This is a genomic window from Chryseobacterium lathyri (assembly GCF_003290185.1).
Lineage (GTDB): Bacteria > Bacteroidota > Bacteroidia > Flavobacteriales > Weeksellaceae > Chryseobacterium > Chryseobacterium lathyri.
Genome location: NZ_QNFY01000010.1, coordinates 51,299 through 70,317, shown reverse-complemented (window position 1 = coordinate 70,317; position 19,019 = coordinate 51,299). Strand labels below are relative to the sequence as shown.

The following is a 19,019-nucleotide window of genomic DNA, read 5'->3' as shown; positions in this document are numbered from 1 at the left end:
AAAAAAATTGTTATAATTTTGTAGTTCAATATATTATGGTGGTGAGCGAGAACTGTTTTCATTGTGGTCAAGGTATAGAAAAGGAGCGAATTTTATTTGATGAAAAGACTTTCTGCTGCAATGGCTGTAAGTCTGTTTACGAAATTCTGAATCTCAATGATTTAACCAATTTCTACGAACTTAATAAAAGGGCCGGAATCCGCCCTGATGAGAGCTCTTCTCAATTTGAATATCTTGACACCCCTGAAATCTTCGAAAAAATCACTGATTTCTCAGAAGGAAAAACAAGTCTCGTTACGTTTAAAATCCCTGTAATACACTGCTCTTCATGCATATGGCTTCTGGAAAGCTTACATACCCTGAATGAGCACATCAACTATTCTCAGGTAAACTTCACCAGAAAGACTTTACAGATCTCATTCAATCATAACGATCTCAAATTAAGCGAACTAGCTAATTTCTTAACCAATCTCGGCTATAAACCCGTTATCAGCCTTGAAACCGCCGATAAAAACGTAGATCACCTTGACAAATCTCTTCTTATAAAATTTGCCATTGCCGGATTCGCATTCGGAAACGGGATGTTCCTTGCCTTCCCTGAATATGTAGGGGGTGAGGATTACTGGATGGAGCATTATAAAGGACTCTTCAGAACACTGATGTTCCTTTTAGCCTGTCCTGTTGTATTTTATTCTGCTTCGGATTATTACAAATCTGCCTGGTATGGGTTGAAAAACAAGATCGTCAACATCGATGTTCCGATTGTCCTGGGAATTTTTGTTCTTTTTGGACGAAGCATTTACGAAGTGGTTACAGATTACGGTCCTGGATATTTTGACACATTGTGTGGATTGCTGTTCTTTATGCTAATGGGGAAAATTTTTCAGAAAAGAACGTATAGCGCTTTATCCTACGACAGAGATTATAAATCATTTTACCCTATTGCAGTTACCAAAGTAGATTTTGAAGGAAAACAGAACAACATCCTTCTTTCTGAGATTAAAGTGGGGGACAGAATTCTGGTAAGAAACCAGGAAATCATTCCGGTGGATGCCATTCTGATTAACGGGGAAGGAAATATAGACAACAGCTTTATCACGGGAGAAAGTGAAAGCATCAGCAAGCAGCCGGGTGATAAAATTTTTGCAGGAGGAAAGCAGATAGGTTCATCATTAGAGCTAGAAGTAATTAAAGATGTGGATCAAAGTTACCTGACACAGCTTTGGAATAAGGAAGCTTTTAAGAAGCATGAAACAGGTCTTGACACACTGACCAACAACGTCAGCAAGTACTTCACATTCATCATTTTAGGCATTGCATTAATCTCAGGAATTTACTGGTCATTTATTGACCTTAAAATCATGTTCCAGGTTATTTCAGCCATTCTTATCATTGCATGTCCTTGTGCACTAGCCTTATCTGCTCCGTTTACTTTCGGACACATCATGAGAATCTTAGGACGTAATAAGTTTTACGTGAAAGATACCTTAACGATTGAGAAAATTGCAAAACTTGATACTATTGTTTTTGATAAAACAGGAACTATTACCCACAGAAAAAAATCAAACATAAGATATGAAGGTTTTGAAATCAATGAATTTGACAACCTGAATATCAAAACTTTATTAAAAAACTCCAACCATCCGCTTTCTAAATCTCTGTATGAATTTATAGAGGTAAGTGATGACTATTTCCCTGTTGAAAATTTCCAGGAGATTTCCGGAAAAGGATATGAAGCCAGTGTAAGAGGAAATATTTATAAAATTGGCTCCGCCCGTTATAATGATCAGGAGCCTAAAAACCTTGAAACAGCTGTATACATCAGCAAAAATGGCAGACTTTTAGGTAAATTCATCTTCAAAAATGAATACCGTCCGAGATTAAAGGAGCTATTCACGAAGCTTACCAGCTACCAAATATTCATCCTGAGCGGTGACAACTCTTCAGAGGAAAACCAGCTTAAGGAACTTATCCCTACATATCAGGGAATGACCTTCAACCAGAGCCCGGAAGACAAGCTGAACTACATCAAAAATCTTCAGGATCAGAACATGAAAGTGGCTATGCTGGGAGACGGACTGAATGATGCCGGTGCACTGAAGCAAAGTAATGTGGGAATCGCCATCGCAGATGACACAAACAGCTTTACCCCTTCTTCCGACGTGATCATGAATGGCGATAAGGTAGTCACATTAGATAACTACCTGAATGTTTGCAAAGGATCTATTACTATTGTAAAAATGACATTCATAATCAGTTTTCTCTACAATATCGTTGGTTTAAGTTACGCAGTTACAGGTCAGATGCATCCGCTCTTCGCAGCAATCATCATGCCAATCAGTTCCATCACTGTGGTTACATTCACTACTCTTTCCACCTGGATTTTGGGCCGCAAATATTTCAAAAAACAGGCGTAGAAGCCCTTATTTAGACTGATTTTAAATTAGCTGAAATCCGCATTTCGTGATGAATGTCATTATTTTTCACTAAATTTGAACCCCGAAAATAGGTTAATTTTGTTGTCCAATGGATATTCTATATTTAATGATCCTCTGCAGTGTTTCTTTAGCTGCGATTTTCTTGGTCGTATTTATAGTGTATGCCCGAAAAGGACAGTTTGAAGATGATGAATCTCCGGCTGTCAGAATCCTTTTTGATAATGGAGAAATCAAGGAAAAGGATGAAAAAGGCGACAAAGATAAAGACGAGAAAAAAATAGGAGAAAATAATAAAATTGAAGAAAAAAGTGAATAGTTGATATGGAAACACAAAAGTTTAGTTATGACAACAGTATTGTCCGTGCGTTCCTTTATGCGACCTTAGTTTTCGGTCTTATAGGATTTACGTTCGGGCTTACGGCGGCATTAATGCTTTTCTACCCGGAATTGCCGGAATTTATATTCGGTACAGATGATACAACCATCAAAAGTCTTGCATCAGGCAATATTCAAGGGTTAATAAACACTCATGGTGCATTTGGTTTTGGAAGAATCAGAATGCTTCATACCAATACTGTAATTTGGGCATTTGTATGTAATATCGTTTATACCGGTATTTATTACTCATTACAGAGATTATTAAAAACAAGAATGTACAGTGATACATTATCCTGGTTACATTTCTGGACCTGGCAGTTTATGATCGTTGCTACGTTCGTTACGTTCTTTATGGGGATCAATACTTCAAAAGAATATGCTGAACATGAATGGCCGATCGACATATTGATTGCATTCTCCTGGATTGTTTTCGGAATCAACATGTTCCTTACGATTTCAAAAAGAAGAGTAAGACACCTTTATGTAGCTATCTGGTTCTATATCGGTACATGGATTGCCGTGGCTATGCTTCATATTTTCAACAATCTTGAAGTTCCGTTATCTTTCTCCGGCTGGAAATCTTATTCAGCATATGCAGGGGTAAAGGATGCTATTGTACAGTGGTGGTACGGTCACAATGCCGTAGCTTTCGTACTGACAACTCCGGTTCTTGGTTTAATGTATTACTTCCTTCCGAAGGCAGCAGACAGACCGGTTTTCTCTTATAAACTGTCTATTATTCACTTCTGGTCATTAATTTTCGTATATATCTGGGCTGGTCCTCACCACCTTCAGTATACTGCTCTTCCTGCATGGGCGCAGGCAGTGGGAACAGGTTTCTCTATCATGCTTATCGCACCGTCATGGGGAGGGATGCTAAATGGACTTCTTACGCTGAGAGGAGCTTGGGATAAAGTAAGGGAAAATCCTATCCTTAAGTTCTTCGTAGTAGCTGTTACATGCTACGGTATGGCAACATTTGAAGGTCCGCTTTTGGCAACTAAAAATATCAACAAAATTGGTCACTTTACAGACTGGGTTATCGGTCACGTACACTTAGGAGCTCTAGGATGGAATGGTTTCATGGCATTCGGGGTTATCTATTACTTGGTACCCATTATGTGGAGAACAAAAATTTGGTCTGTAAAACTAGCTAACTGGCATTTCTGGTTAGGAACATTAGGAATTATTTTCTATGCAGTACCAATGTATATTTCAGGATTTACACAAGGTTTGATGTGGAAACAGTTCAACCCGGATGGTACTTTGATGTACAAAAACTGGCTGGATACGGTAACTGCAATCATTCCTTACTTTAAGATGAGATTCTTAGGAGGTATATTCTATATTTCCGGGGCTATCCTAATGATTGTTAACGTAATCGCTACCGTAAGAAAAGGTTCATTCCAGAAAGATGTTCCTGCTGAAGCACCTGCATTGGCCAACATCGGAAACAAACGTAAAGAAGGTGAAGGTACTCACTTATGGCTTGAAAGAATGCCTGTATTATTAGGTATTTTATCTTTCTTCACGATTTCCATCGGTAGTTCAATTGAAATTATCCCTACACTATCCCTTAAGAAAAGTGTTCCTACGATATCAGCAGTAAAACCCTATTCACCACTTGAACTGGAAGGTAGAGATATTTATATCCGTGAAGGATGTAATGCCTGTCACTCCCAGATGATCAGACCTTTCAGGGATGAGATTACAAGATTTAATGGTAAAAACGGACAGTATTCTAAAGCGGGAGAATTTGTATATGACAGACCATTCCTATGGGGTTCTAAGAGAACAGGACCGGATTTACATAGAGAAGGAGGGAAAAACCCAAGTTCTTGGCATTACAAGCACATGTATAACCCAAGATCTACCTCTGCAGGTTCTATCATGCCTCGTTATCCTTGGTTAATTGCTACCAACCTGGACAGATCCAAGATGGTAGACAAAATGAAGCTGATGAAGAATACATTTGAAGTTCCTTATACGAAAGCTGAAATAGATTCTGCCAACAACTGGGCAGACAACCAGGCATCAAAAATCGTAAAAGACATCTTCTCTGAAGCTAATGACCTTAAGGTAGCTTATGCTAAGAGACCTCAGGGAGAATTGGAGAAAAAAGAGATCGTAGCTCTTATTTCTTACCTTCAGAGATTAGGAACAGATATCAAGACTACAGAAATAAAAACAGCAAGTACTAACTAAACATTAAAAGGTTCACATGATTCCTCAGAACTTTAAAGATATATTATCCAATACAGAAAACGCTGGTCTCTACCAGACGCTGGCTCTGATTTTCTTTATGCTGTTCTTCATAGCTCTGGTAATCTATGTTTTTAGCAGACCTAAAAAATATTACAAAGAGGAAGAAGAAGCTCCACTTGGGGATGATGAGGATGACGATTTTAATTTAAAAAATTAAACTATTTATTATGAAACAAAGAACACCTGTTGTTGTAAACATCTTAATAATAACTGGACTTTTAATAGTTTTTTATTATTTGTTTGTACAGAGCTACTCGTTCCTAGCTTCACCTTACTTCTGGGGAACTGTTGTGATCAGTGCTATTTTAGCATACATCCACAGTGCTATTGGAGATTTGATTGAAAATAATAAGTTCAAAAAACTATCTCCGGAAGAAAAAGCAGCTTATCTGGCAGAAAAGAAAGTGCCTTTCTTAAGAAGGATGTACGACAGTGCATTCAAAAAACAGTCTGCTACAGAAGAAAAAGATATCCTTATCGATCATGGTTTCGATGGGATCATGGAATTGGATAACCAGCTTCCGAAATGGTGGGTAGGATTATTCTATTTTGGGACTGCTTTTTGTATTGTATATATCGCAGCATATTCTTTCACAGATTTCGCACACCCGTTGAGCGAATATGAGCAGGAATATAAGGAGCAGATGGCAAGCATTGCAGAATATGAAAAGAATCAGCCTCCTGTAACAATAGAAACAGCTAAATACTCTGCCGACAATATCGCGGAAGGTAAAGAACTATTCAAAACCAACTGTGCATCTTGCCACAAAGAAGACGGTAGCGGTGGTATTGGTCCAAACCTTACGGATAACTACTGGATCAATCAGCCAGAGAAAACTTTATTTAAAAATGTTTTCCATATGGACTGGAATGGTTCTCCTACCAACCCTGCGATGAGAGCATTCGGTAAAAACGGAGAAGTTTCAGGAGCAGAGATTGAAAAGATTGCAGCTTATGTATATCACATTAATCAGGAACAACCGCCAGTGACTCAGGCTCAGGGAGGAGCAGCTCCTCAGGGAACCGAAGCGCATTGGGAAAAAGAATAATTTTAAAAAAATTAGAAACATATGAAAAAAACATAATTTGTTATTAGATTAAAATAGTAACGAATTATGTTTTTTCTTTTTTAAAATATAGTATACTATGTCAGATATAGAAGAAATAGAAGTACGAGGCGGACAGGGACAGGTTCTGGATCCTGAAACTTACAGAGATTCTATCGGGACAATGGAGCAATCCGGTAAAAGAAAATGGGTATTTCCGAGAAAACCCAAAGGAAAATACACCAACTATAGAAACATTGTAAGTTATACTTTATTAATTATTTATTTTACGGTGCCATTTCTCAAAATTAATGGCAACCCATTCTTTTTGTTTAATGTTATCGATAGGGAGTTTTTCATTTTCGGACAGCCTTTCTATCCACAGGACTTTTTTATCCTTACTCTAGGTGCTATCGCGTCCTTAATATTTATCATCATTTTTACGATTGCGTTCGGAAGAATTTTCTGCGGATGGATATGTCCTCAGACAATTTTTATGGAATCTATCTTCCGTAAAATTGAATATCTTATTGAAGGGGACCGAAACAAGCAGATGAAGCTGGACAGACAGGAGTGGAACAGCGAAAAAATCTGGAAGCGAAGCCTGAAGTGGTCAGTTTATGTTATCATCTCCCTGATCATCACTCACTTTATGCTGATGTATATCGTGGGGTATAAAGAGATCTTCAAAATTATATCAGAAGGACCGTTTGCCCATCCTACCAACTTTATTATAATGGTCCTGTTTTCAGCAGCATTTTACTTTGTATTTGCATGGTTCAGAGAACAGGTCTGTACTTTAGTTTGCCCATACGGCAGACTTCAGGGTGTTTTGATTGATAAAGATACGATTAATGTTTTCTACGACTTTAAAAGAGGAGAAAACAGATCGAAATGGAGAAAAGGTGAAGACCGTAAGGCTGCAGGAAAAGGAGACTGTATCGACTGCCATCAGTGTGTGGTTGTTTGTCCTACAGGAATTGATATCAGGGACGGACAGCAGCTGGAGTGTGTAAACTGTACCGCATGTATTGACGCGTGTGATGAAGTAATGGAAAAGGTAGGACTTCCAAAAGGATTGATCCGATATGCATCGGAAAATGAAATTGAAAACCAGACCGAGTTCAAATTCACAGGAAGGATGAAAGGTTTTGCAGTGGTTCTTGTTTTATTGGTTGGGTTCTTAGGGTTTCTTCTTTACAACAGAGGAGAAATGGAAGCGAAATTCATTAAGCCCGCTGGAAGTACATTCTTTGTAAGAGACGGTAAGATTACCAATACCTATAATTATACATTCCTCAATAAAACCAACGACAAAAAGATTGTGACGATAAAAGTTCTTGAGCCTGCACACGGTGAGATCACGTACAGTGCATCCAGCAAGATCCAGGTAGACAGAGATAAAATTTCGAAAGGAACAATCAATATCAGCTTCCCGGAAAATGATATGAAACTTTCAAAACAAAACATAACCATCGGTGTGTATGATATGAAAGGAAAGCTTATAGATTCTTATCAGACGTATTTCGAGGGACCATTTAAATTACAATTTTAATTAAAAAGCCTCAATAATGAGGTTCAAAACAGATAAAAAAACCGGAAGAAATGAAAAACTTTAGCTGGGGACACGGTGTAGTCATTGCATTATTTGCATTCATTGTTTTTATATTATCGATGCTATTTCTTTTCCCGAACGGGCAGAAAAATTCTGAAATGGTAACCGATAATTATTATGAAGAGGAACTTAAGTACCAGGATGTCATTGATGCCAAGAAAAGAGCTGACGACCTGCAGGAAAAGCCGGTATACAGTCAGGAAAAAAACGGAATTAAGATTACTTTTCCAAAAGAATACAATAATACCAATACTACGGTAAAGTTTGTTTTAAACAGAACCGACGATCAGAATTTAGACATAAAAAAATCTGTACAGCTTGATGCCGCTCAGTCTTTTTTTATACCGGGACAGGTATTAAAAGCAGGAAATTATACCCTGAGACTTATGTGGATGAAAGACAAAACAGACTATAGAATGGATTATGATGTGATATGGAAATAGGACTTATTTTATCGGCAATTGCATTAGGATTTGCTTCCGGTTTTCACTGTATCGGAATGTGCGGGCCTATTGCTTTATCGATGGGGTTGACTAAGAAACAGGCTACTAATTTCTATCTTCAAAATTTAACCTATCAGTTCGGCAGGATTTTCACTTATTCTTTATTAGGTGCCATATTGGGAATTGTAGGAGAAGGTTTTGAAATGGCTGGCTTCCAGCAATATCTTACGATCGTTGCAGGAATTCTTCTGATTATCATGGCTTTGTTTTCATTTGGAGGAAAAGATTTTGCCTCTAAGATTCCTTTTCTTTCTAAATTTCTCTTTTCAGTAAAATCAAATTTAGGAAAGCTGCTTCAGAAAGCAGATTACCGCTCAAGGTTTACAACCGGGCTTCTTAACGGCTTCCTTCCGTGCGGGATGGTTTATATGGCTCTTACAGCCAGCCTGGCAGCCGGAGGAATATGGCAGGGAGCTTCATATATGGCTTTATTCGGACTCGGGACACTCCCATTCATGTTTGCTGTAGTTCTTGCCGGCAATCTCATGAATCAGGCTTTTAGAATTAAAATTTTAAAAGCAGTTCCTGTTATTATGATTATTTTAGGAGGATTATTTATTCTGAGAGGCCTTGAACTGGGAATTCCTTATATTTCACCGAGAGCCGAAGCTATGACGATTTCTAAAGATCATAACGGCAATTGCCACATTGAAGGCCACGACCATAGCTCAAGCAACTGTCATTAAATAGCTAACTAATTCCATGAAAAATATCCTTTTTTTATTCATTGCAGGTCTTTTTGTTCTGCAATCATGTACTATTAACTCTGAAATTGTCTATCACAAAGATGCTGCATCAACTTCTGTTACAGACATCGATATGAGACAATTTATTTCTGAAATGAAAGCTATGACTCCCGATTCTCTGAAACAGCAGAAAGAATTCGGAGAAATGGACAAGTTGCCAACGATTTGGACAAGTTTTCTGGATGTTCAGAAGCAAAGTGGCAAGCCGCAGACTACAGATCCCGATTCGATAAGACTCATGAAAAAGATCTTCATGAAAATGAACAAGGAAAATAATGAGCCGGCCGGACTTTCCTTAAAAATGGATCGCTTTACCCAAGCGGACTATCAGATGCTGAAAAGCTATAACAAGAAGGAAAAACTTCCGCTGGACCAGAATATTTTCAATAACTGGGACGGACAAACATTAACGATCAACACGGAAAATTTCAATCTTAAAAACATTGAAGAAACTCTTAAAAGCAAAGCTTCTAAAGACGAGGCTGAAAAAGTGGAAGGAATGGTTACCATGTTTTTTAAAAGTATAGAAACAACCCTGAAATTTGAAAACAAAATAAAATCTATCACCGGAAAACATGATTGGGTAAAACAAACCGATAATTATACCGTTAAAATTGATTACGATCTTAAAGCGATGTATGATAAAGAGGCCAGACTCAGGAATGCCGATAAAAAAATTGTTATCGTTACAGAATAAAAAACGGGCTGAAATTTCAGTCCGTTTTTGGTTGGTATCTGTTTTGTAATACATAAGAGAACACAAAAAATTTCAGTAATGATTAAACAGATAAATTTTTTATGGGCTGCTATCCTTGTCATAGTTCTCCAGTCCTGCTCTATCAATACAGAAACTACCTATTACAAAGACTCTGCTACCAGCATGCAGTCTAATATCCTGATGGATAAAAGTGTAATGGGAATGATGAGCATGATGGGTTCTGATCCAAAGAAACTGAGCGACCTGGATAAATTGCCTACCGACTGGACAAGTCTTTATAATGTTCAGAAGCACGGAAGAATAACTCTTAATGAGGATTCGGTGAAGGTGCTGAAAAAAGTCTATATGAAAGTGGATAAAGATAAAAACGAGATCATAGGCCTTTCCTTGAAGTATGATAAACTTATGCCCGCAGAAATTACCCAGCTTCTGGCCAGCGACAAACGTCTGAAAAAGATCCCCTTACAGGATATTGCAGTCTGGAATGGTAAATCTCTGATTATTAATACTGATAAATTTAATTCTGATGGAATTCTCAAAATGCTGGAAGAAAAGGAAACGGAAGAAAAAACAGTTCCTAAAACCAAAAGTGATTCCATTGAGGCCTATGGCAAACAAATGGCTTCCGGAATGGCAGGAATGCTGAGAATGTTCAATCTTACATTTTCTAACAGGCTTAAATTTCAGAAACCCATCAAAAGTATTGAAGGCAAACACGATTTCGTAAAACAGATCGATAACAAAACAGTTGAAATTGTTGTAAGATCCAATGATCTTGTGGACGGCAAAAACCTTGTCAATAAGGATAAGAAAGTGGTTATTACTACTGAATAATTGACCTCTAAGACCCAATATAAAATCCCCTTCCAAAAATGAAAGGGGATTATTATTATACTGAAATTGAAATATAATTTTAGTTAATCAGATCGAATCTCGCATATTCTGCAATTTTCTTAGGAATTCTGATTCCTTCAGCGGTCTGGTTGTTTTCAAGCAATGCAGCCATAATCCTTGGAAGGGCCATTGCAGAGCCATTCAGTGTATGAACCAACTGAGATTTCCCTTCTGTTTTGAAACGGCATTTCAGACGGTTTGCCTGGAAAGTTTCAAAATTAGATACAGAGCTTACTTCAAGCCACATTTCCTGCGCAGCACTCCAAACTTCAAAGTCATAGGTCATTGCTGATGTGAATCCCATATCACCACCACAAAGTCTCAACACCCTGAACGGAAGCTCAAGATCCGTAAGAATTTCCTTGATGTGCTCCACCATTTCCTCCAGCGCAGCATAAGAGTTCTCAGGCTTTTCAAGTCTTACAATCTCTACTTTTTCGAACTGGTGAAGACGGTTCAAACCTCTTACATGAGCTCCGTAACTTCCCGCTTCTCTTCTGTAGCACTGAGAGAAAGCTGTATTTTTGATAGGAAGATCCTTTTCTTCAAGCAATACGTCACGGTAAAGGTTCGTTACAGGAACTTCAGCTGTTGGGATAAGATAAAGATCATCCAAACCAATGTGATACATCTGCCCTTCTTTGTCAGGAAGCTGTCCTGTTCCGTATCCTGAAGCCTCATTAACCACATGAGGAGGATTAACCTCCATATAGCCTTTTTCCACATTCTTATCCAGGAAATACTGAACCAAAGCTCTCTGAAGCCTTGCCCCTTTTCCTAAATAAACAGGAAAACCTGCTCCAGCGATTTTTACTCCAAGTTCAAAATCAATCAGATTATATTTTTTGGCAAGCTCCCAGTGAGGGATCGCTCCTTCTCCAAGTCCTTCTACATCGTGAGACTGGAAAATATTCTCGTTGTCTTCTGCAGAAGCTCCACTTTTCACTAATTCAAACGGAATATTGGGAATCTGGTATAAAATATCCAGTAAAGCTTTTTCTGTTGCATCTAATTGGGATTGCAGTTCTTTACTCGACTCTTTGAATTGTGCTGTTTTAGATTTTGCAGACTCCGCTTCTTCTTTTTTTCCTTCTTTCATCAAAAGTCCAATTTCTTTGGAAATTTTGTTGATCTCGGCAAGCTGGGAATCTAATTCAAACTGTATTCTTTTTCTTTCGTCGTCGGCAGCAACAGCGTCGTCTACCAACCCAAGATTCTTGAATTGTCTTTTGTTAAGACCTTCTAAAACGCGTTCTTTATTGTCGCGCAAAAAATTGACTTGTAACATTTTATTGAGATGTTAAATATTAGATGTTAACTTAAAAAGCTAAGCTAACAGTTTTGCAAATTTAAATTATTTTATGATAGTAATGGTATTTATAGCATTGGGTGCATCCGCAGTCTTGGTAAATACGACTTGGTTATTGTAACGAACTTCCGAGACCTGAAATACCGACGGTGTCCAACGATATTTAATCTCCATTGAATCAACAGTAGTTATCACCACATTGTTCTCTGTTCTGCTCAATGCGAATGCCAATTTAGAATGATATGTTCTGTTATCGGGGCTTAATGAGTCCAATGTTCTTCTTTTTGCTCCCCTTAAATATTCAAAGTAGTATATAGAGTCTGTAGTTACTTTAAGGGGTACAGATACCGGAGCCACGTCCGCAACACCAAAAGCATCATTAACCGCATAGGAAGAATAGGAACCTGTCTTTTTTGCATTCAGCAGATCCTGTCCCGCACTGTTTTTTACATAAATGTTCAGAATCTGATCAATTCTCTGTAAAGAATCATCATCGCTTCCGCAACTAACGAACGCAAAAAGCACAAACAATAATCGAAAACCCGAATTCTTCATAAGACAAAGGTAATAAAGATTTGTAATTAAGGAAGTTTCTTCAGATACAAAAAGAAAAAAATAAGATAAGATAAACCTGATATAAGTATTGTTGATGTCATGGCAATACCCATCCCTAAAGTTCCATATACAGGTATTAATAAATATGCAGCCACTGCAAGGAAAATAAGAGAAGCTATACCCACCCAGGTATTGATTTCTACTTTACCCACTGCCGGAAGAAGATTCCCATAAAGATTTCTGGTTAACATTCCTATATTGAATCCTATTAATAAAACCATCAGTAACTCCGAATTATCAATATATGCAGTTCCGAAAAAATATTTTAAGATGTAGCGATCAAAAAACATAAAGAAAATAAATATACCAATACAAACAGGTATAAATACTTTATGGAAATTAATTACATAAGATTTTAAAAATGTTTTATTCTGATAGTTTTTAGAGAGCAATGGTAAATCGCTTTGCAAAAAACTAATGGCTAAAAAGGTGATATTGGATGGTATCAGAATGGCAACACGGTAATTGGCAACAGCAGTTTCATTCATTAAAAACCCGAGTAAAAGAATGTCTAGAGAGAACATAGTGTCGGAAATAAGAGATGTTGCAGCTGTAAATGCACCATACCTCCACATTTCCCTGTAATTTTTAGGAATGAACTGATGAAATGAATAAATCTCTTTGTTCAGCCAAAACAATGAAAGATATGGTGTGATGGCAATGGCAATCAGGTAACCATAAAACTTAAAGAAATAAGTGAGAATAAGAATTAAAATCAATCCTCCGATATTAACCACATTATTAACTTTTGCAAATATCCGGTTCTTACCCGTAATCCGGTAAAAAACCTGAATATGGCTCACAAAATAATATCCCGCCAATCTTACCACACCAAAACAGAAAATAATAAAGATATTTTCATACTTTTTATAATAAAAAAGAGAAACACATAAAAATAAAATAATCAACAAGATTTCAAAGAACAGCCCTTTGAAAAAAAAGTAGGAGGAAATTTTCCGCTTTTCAGTCTCGTCAGTTGAAATTGATCCGAACCGCATTAAACTCTGTCCGCTTCCAAAACCTGTAAACGGCATAAAAATGGTAAGTACCGAAAGAGCAATACTTAATACTCCAAATTCATTTTCAGAAAGCAACCTGATCACCAATAAATTTCCTGCAAATCCACAAATTTTAGCAATCAGGAAAGATAAAAAAACGTAATGCCCTTGATTATTAAAAAAGCTTCTCAAAAAATCTTTCAAGCTTTTCATGGCTTCTTATTTTTACAAATATTTTCATAAACTTCAGAAAACTTCCGGCCAATAATTTCTTCTGAAAAAGTATCTTTTGCATATTGAGATAGTAAAGAAACACTTTCATTTTTAGGTTCTTCTAAAATTAGACTCATTGCAGAAAACAACTGTTCTTCATCTACCTTTGGAAGTAAAATGCCCGCATTTTCAGGAAAAAATTCGCTGATTCCACCAACATTTGTTGATATCACCTTAAGACCACAGGCAAATGCCTCTGCAATTACACAAGGCTGATTTTCGTCATCGCTAAAAAGAATGAAACAATCGGATTTTTGCATTCGCTCAGCGACCTGGGCTATAGTTTGTATTCCAAAAATTTCTATTCTGTCTTCAGCTTTTGCATTTTTTACTTCGTCTTTCAAAGTGTCAATATTCCCATCACCTCCCAACTGTAAATTAAACCGATATCCTTTTGACAAGAGCTTTAATGCAACCTTTAATATTTTATCTGAGTTCTTTCTGGGAATCAAATTGGAGACATGGATAAATGTAAAATCAGAACCTGATTTTATTACCGGCTTAAAAAGGTTAGTATTAACCACATTGGGAATAACTTTCATTTCAGTGGTTATACCAATTTTCTTTAGTCCTTTTTCTAAATCACCACTCACAGGCAATATCTTCTCTGCAGCGTTTCCAATGATTTTGGCAATCAATTTTGTAATAAAAGGAGTGCGATTACGATTTACTTCCCTCAACGCTGTCCAATGTTCAGTAACTACAAACGGAATTTTAAATTTCTTCTTTAGATAAACAGCAAAAAGCATAGAATTATGCATTACATTAGCATGCACCAAATCCGGTTTCTGCATTTTATGATAGCCTTTTTTATACGCCTGCATTCTCCGTAAAAAATTCTGAACAGGATTTTTTGAGTTTTTATAATAAATAATACAGGTCCTGATACCGTTTATCGTCCGATCATCCTCCAGAAACTTTTGCTTTTGATTAAAATCACCAATGGCATGAACTATTTCAACATCATGTATTTTTGCCACAGCCTCAGCGTGACGCTGAACAAAATTTCCATTCGTAGGCTCTATTTTATTGGGAAACCATGATGAGATAAACAGTATTTTTTTCTTTTCCAAAATTTTATCTAGATGTATATTCACGTAAAGTCATTAATCGACCTTCAAATAATGGTTAAAATTAGTGAATTCCTATCTTTAATCCGAATAATTCCCAAAAATATCAGCATAATTAAAGGAAGTTAGTATACCATTAATTTTCAACGTATAATAATTCATTAATGATAGATTAAATACTTCCACAGGAGCAAATTCTGTAATCCTTTCGGGTATGCAAATCAAGGATAATGTGGAATAAAAGCTGTTTCTATTGCAGTAGCCCAGCAGAGGTACTAAACAAAAGAACCTTACATTGAAGACTTTATAAAGACTGTTTTCAACAGAAAACTGCCTAAGGCTTCAATCTAAAGTTCTGATCGATTGATTTTTATATTCGCTTAAGCTATACCTGCAGCCCAGCTTTTTTCCAATGGCAGTAAAAAGTGGCTTAAAAAGTCCAGGTATGTATTTTTAGAGAAGTCAAAAACCTGGATGTCTTTTGGCAGTTCACCGCTTCTCAGCTGAGATTTAAAATCCTGAAGCTTCAATGTTTTTACCTCCCCGTCTTGTACAAAGCTGGCTTTCATCCTGTCGAAAAGTCCAAGCTGGTATTCTTCATCAATTTCGCGCATGATCTTCCCTAAGGCGTCAATACTACAGCCTGAAGCCATTTCTTTCTCTTCATCCACACAAACCACGATAAATTGATTTTTTTCAATTTTAAAGGATGAAGAAAGCGGTTTTCCGTGTGCCGCCCAGGTCGCCAGGAAATCGAAAAGCTTTTCGGTAATGGCCTTAGCTTCTTTGGTTTCAAAAGGTCTGGATGCCGGGTATATAATAACTCTGTAGTCGCTGGTTTCTACTATGCTGGATTCTTCAATTTTCATATCCTGTCAATTTTAAAGTATAAAATTAAGAAATATTCCTGATTTTATGATAAAGAAAAACCCAGACCTAAGCCTGAGTTTTTTCTTATTTTCTGCTGTTCTTACAGATCTTCAGCTTCTGCAAGAAGTTCTACAATATCTTTTACAGCTACTTCTGTATTTTTATTAAAATGTTTTACACCGTCCGTCATCATTGTGTTACAGAAAGGGCATCCTGTAGCAATGACTTTTGGCTCGAAAGACAAAGCTTCTTCCGTTCTTTCGATATTGATGTCTTTATTTCCTTTTTCTGGTTCTTTAAACATCTGTGCACCTCCTGCTCCACAACATAAACCATTGGTTTTGCAGCGTTTCATTTCAACAAGTTCTGCATCCAGTTTTTCAAGGAGCATTCTTGGAGCTTCATATTCGCCGTTGGCTCTTCCAAGGTAGCAAGGATCATGGAAAGTGATTTTTTTCCCTTTAAAGGCACCTCCTTCTATCTTCAGCCTTCCTTCCTCCATCAAAGTTTTAAGGAACTGAGTATGGTGAACGACTTCAAAGTGACCTCCAAGGCTTGGATATTCATTTTTCAGGGTATTGAAACAGTGAGGGCAGGCAGTGACGATCTTTTTCACTTCATAAGCATTCAGGACCTCAATATTAGTAAGGGCCATCATCTGAAAAACAAATTCGTTTCCTGCTCTTTTTGCGGGATCCCCGGTACAGCTTTCTTCCTGTCCGAGAACTGCAAATTCAACTCCTATTTTGTTTAATATCTTGCAAAATGCTTTTGTAATTTTTTTGGCTCGGTCGTCAAAACTTCCGGCACATCCAACCCAAAATAAAACTTCCGGGGCCTTTCCTTCGGCAGCATATTCTGCCATTGTTTTTATATTGAAATCCATTTTCTCAAATTTACGAATATGCCAATGTACCAGTTTACCAATGAATTGCTACATTGTTACATTATTTTACATTAATTCTCATTTGCCCAATTCAGACGGTCTGCCTGGTTATACTGCCAAGGAGCAGCATTGTTTTCTACATTCGTCATCATCAGATTCAGTTCCTGAGGGGCAGCGGACTGCTCCATCACAAGGAATCTTCTCATTTCGAAAATGATAGAAAGCGGATCCAGCAATACCGGACATGCTTCTGTACATGCATTACATGTGGTACAGGCCCAAAGCTCTTCTTTCGTAATATAATCATTCAGAAGCTTCTTACCGTCGTCTTCGAATTTTCCGTTCTTGTCTATATTTCGTCCTACTTCTTCGATCCTGTCTCTTGTTTTCATCAGAATCAGTCTCGGAGAAAGTTTTTTACCTGTAATATTAGCTGGACATACGGCAGTACATCTTCCGCATTCTGTACAGGAGTATGCATTAAGCAACTGCACCTGGTTAAGATCAAATATATCTTCTGCTCCAAATTTAGACGGAACATCTGCTGTTTCGCCTTCAGCCGGTGCAGCATAAGGGTCTGCGTTAGGGTCCATCATCAGTTTGATCTCCTTGGTAACAGAATCCAGGTTATTGAATTTTCCTTTTTTCTCAAGGTTCGCAAACCATGTGCTTGGAAAAGCCAAAATAATATGAAGATGTTTTGAGTAATAAAGATAGTTCATGAAGAAAAGAATCCCCACAAAGTGGAACCACCATGCAAATCTTTCAACAAAAATCAAGAAGCCATTGTCAAAACTGAATACTTCCAGGAATGGAACAAAAAGCATCTGGCTAATCGGGAAAGAACCTATATGATGAAAGCCTTCTGCATTTCTTGCCTGCAAAACAGATTCTGAAGCATTCATGCTAAAGAAAGCTACCATCAGAGCGAACTCTATGATCAGAATCCAGTTGGCATCATTTTTTGGCCAGCCAAAAAGTTCTTTCATATTAAGCCTTTTTACGCCATAGAAGTTTCTTCTGATAAAGAAAATAACAACTCCGATGATTACTAAAAGAGCCAGCACTTCCAATGTTGCCGTAAAGAAACTGTAGAAAGTATCTCCGAAAATGGAAGCCAGAAATCTGTGGGTTCCAAAGATTCCGTCAACAATAATTTCTATCAGTTCAATATTGATAATAACAAAACCTACGTATACAAAAAGGTGAAGGATACCTGCTACAGGACGTTTTCCCATTTTGCTCTGGCCCATTGCCACTGTGGCCATGGTTTCCCAGCGCTCGGCTTTCCTGTCGCTTCTGTTGATTTCTCTTCCTAACCTGATATTCCTGTAGATCTTTTGCAGGCTTTTTGCAAACAGCCCGAATCCTGCAATTAATAAGATCAGAAAAATAATGTTATCGATGTATTGCATAAGGTGATTAGTCTTTATTGTTCTTACCGAAAACTGAGAAATTAATGTATCTCTTAGGGTTTGCTTTCATGTCTTCAATCAATGAATTCAGGTTAGTGGAAGCAGAGTTCAGGTTATTGTAAAGCTGCTCGTCCTTCATTAATTTCCCTAAGCTTCCCTGTCCGTTATCGACACCTGCTATTACCTGGTTAAGTTTTCCTACGGTAGCGTCCAAATTAGCAATTGTCGCATTCAGTCTTTTAGTATCAATGCTTTCTGCAAGGTTCCCGTATTTATCTAATGTCACCTTCCCACTTTGCATGGTAAGGCTTGCATCGTCAAGTACTTTTTGAAGTTTAGGATCGTTATGTCCCACAAGAGTATTTACACTTCCTGCTGTAGTCTGCAAAGCACCTACCGTCTTATTAAGATTGGCAAGCAGCGCCCTGATTTCTTCTCTGTTTTGTGCATTGACCACTTGGTTTGCATTCGCCATCAAAGAGTCTACTCTGTACAGAACAGTCTGCAACTGATCTTTAACAGGACCTACCTGAGAAGAAAGGCTTCCTAATGTTCCCAGTTTGAAAGATCCCTGAAGCGTATCACCGTCTTTTGCAGTTGGACCTCCATACATCAGGTTTACTCTCATTTCTTTTCCTGACATCAGGCCTGGTTCAAAGATTTCAAGGGTTGAATTTTTGGAAAATTCGAATTTGTCATCTACCGTAATTTTCACCACAAAACTGATCTTTCCGTCTTTTGCTGTTCTAGGAATGATCTTATCAACCTGACCTACTTTCAAACCATTAATGGAAACCGCAGATGACTGCGCAAGTCCTTCCACATTATCGTATTTTGCGTAAAATATATTATCGGTAGTAAAAAGACTTCTGCCTTTCATGAATTGAAACAACACCACAAAGCCTACAATAGCTATAAGTGCAATCACACCAGCTTTTAATTCTTTACTGAACTTCACTTGATAAATTTTTTCTAATGAG

Annotated in this window: 18 protein-coding genes; 10 read left to right on the top strand and 8 right to left on the bottom strand. The window is 37.5% G+C overall.

Annotated features, from left to right (window positions below):
- Positions 1-41: 41 nt before the first annotated feature.
- From DRF61_RS15195 to DRF61_RS15150, 10 genes are all read left to right on the top strand, one after another.
- Positions 42-2,417 (top strand): heavy metal translocating P-type ATPase, encoded by a 2,376-nt coding sequence (locus tag DRF61_RS15195; RefSeq protein WP_111958721.1) that lies wholly within the window; start codon positions 42-44, stop codon positions 2,415-2,417.
- A gap of 109 nt (positions 2,418-2,526) precedes the next feature.
- A complete protein-coding gene (gene ccoS / locus DRF61_RS15190) occupies positions 2,527-2,754 on the top strand; it encodes a cbb3-type cytochrome oxidase assembly protein CcoS (RefSeq protein ID WP_111958533.1) in 228 nt (75 codons plus the stop codon).
- A 5-nt stretch (positions 2,755-2,759) separates the two neighbouring features.
- Positions 2,760-5,021, top strand: coding sequence for a cytochrome-c oxidase, cbb3-type subunit I (gene ccoN / locus DRF61_RS15185; protein ID WP_111958531.1), 2,262 nt, complete (start codon positions 2,760-2,762; stop codon positions 5,019-5,021).
- Between the two features lie 16 nt (positions 5,022-5,037).
- Positions 5,038-5,238, top strand: coding sequence for a cbb3-type cytochrome oxidase subunit 3 (locus DRF61_RS15180; RefSeq protein WP_111958529.1), 201 nt, complete (start codon positions 5,038-5,040; stop codon positions 5,236-5,238).
- A gap of 10 nt (positions 5,239-5,248) precedes the next feature.
- Positions 5,249-6,130 (top strand): cbb3-type cytochrome c oxidase N-terminal domain-containing protein, encoded by an 882-nt coding sequence (locus DRF61_RS15175; RefSeq protein WP_111958527.1) that lies wholly within the window; start codon positions 5,249-5,251, stop codon positions 6,128-6,130.
- A gap of 97 nt (positions 6,131-6,227) precedes the next feature.
- Positions 6,228-7,682: a cytochrome c oxidase accessory protein CcoG gene (gene ccoG / locus DRF61_RS15170; protein WP_111958525.1), complete on the top strand. Its 1,455-nt coding sequence runs from the start codon at positions 6,228-6,230 to the stop codon at positions 7,680-7,682.
- Between the two features lie 50 nt (positions 7,683-7,732).
- Entirely contained in the window at positions 7,733-8,185 is a 453-nt protein-coding gene (locus DRF61_RS15165) for a FixH family protein (protein WP_111958523.1), read from the top strand.
- The gene (locus DRF61_RS15160) at positions 8,176-8,931 is read left to right on the top strand and encodes a sulfite exporter TauE/SafE family protein (protein WP_111958521.1); all 756 of its coding nucleotides are present in this window, start codon (positions 8,176-8,178) and stop codon (positions 8,929-8,931) included. Before DRF61_RS15165 ends, DRF61_RS15160 begins: the two co-directional genes overlap by 10 nt.
- A gap of 16 nt (positions 8,932-8,947) precedes the next feature.
- Positions 8,948-9,688 carry a hypothetical protein gene (locus DRF61_RS15155; protein ID WP_111958519.1) on the top strand — a complete coding sequence of 247 codons (741 nt, stop codon included), beginning with the start codon at positions 8,948-8,950 and terminating at the stop codon, positions 9,686-9,688.
- Between the two features lie 78 nt (positions 9,689-9,766).
- Positions 9,767-10,543, top strand: coding sequence for a hypothetical protein (locus DRF61_RS15150; RefSeq protein WP_111958517.1), 777 nt, complete (start codon positions 9,767-9,769; stop codon positions 10,541-10,543).
- A 79-nt stretch (positions 10,544-10,622) separates the two neighbouring features.
- Here the strand turns inward: DRF61_RS15150 and serS are convergent, their stop codons facing one another.
- The 8 genes from serS to DRF61_RS15110 form a co-directional block, all read right to left on the bottom strand.
- Entirely contained in the window at positions 10,623-11,891 is a 1,269-nt protein-coding gene (gene serS, locus DRF61_RS15145) for a serine--tRNA ligase (RefSeq protein ID WP_111958515.1), read from the bottom strand.
- 66 nt (positions 11,892-11,957) lie between these two features.
- Positions 11,958-12,467 (bottom strand): hypothetical protein, encoded by a 510-nt coding sequence (locus DRF61_RS15140; protein WP_111958513.1) that lies wholly within the window; start codon positions 12,465-12,467, stop codon positions 11,958-11,960.
- Between the two features lie 26 nt (positions 12,468-12,493).
- On the bottom strand, positions 12,494-13,738 hold the full coding sequence (locus DRF61_RS15135) for an oligosaccharide flippase family protein (protein WP_111958511.1): 1,245 nt from the start codon (positions 13,736-13,738) through the stop codon (positions 12,494-12,496).
- Entirely contained in the window at positions 13,735-14,871 is a 1,137-nt protein-coding gene (locus tag DRF61_RS15130; RefSeq protein ID WP_167409436.1) for a glycosyltransferase family 4 protein, read from the bottom strand. The genes DRF61_RS15135 and DRF61_RS15130 overlap by 4 nt, the downstream gene beginning before the upstream one ends.
- A 377-nt stretch (positions 14,872-15,248) precedes the next feature.
- Positions 15,249-15,737, bottom strand: a complete 489-nt coding sequence (locus DRF61_RS15125; RefSeq protein WP_111958507.1) for a hypothetical protein — start codon at positions 15,735-15,737, stop codon at positions 15,249-15,251.
- Between the two features lie 101 nt (positions 15,738-15,838).
- The gene (locus DRF61_RS15120) at positions 15,839-16,624 is read right to left on the bottom strand and encodes a (Fe-S)-binding protein (RefSeq protein ID WP_111958505.1); all 786 of its coding nucleotides are present in this window, start codon (positions 16,622-16,624) and stop codon (positions 15,839-15,841) included.
- 71 nt (positions 16,625-16,695) lie between these two features.
- Entirely contained in the window at positions 16,696-18,039 is a 1,344-nt protein-coding gene (locus tag DRF61_RS15115) for a 4Fe-4S dicluster domain-containing protein (RefSeq protein ID WP_111958503.1), read from the bottom strand.
- Positions 18,040-18,046: 7 nt separating this feature from the next.
- Entirely contained in the window at positions 18,047-18,997 is a 951-nt protein-coding gene (locus DRF61_RS15110; protein WP_111958719.1) for an MlaD family protein, read from the bottom strand.
- Positions 18,998-19,019: the final 22 nt, after the last annotated feature.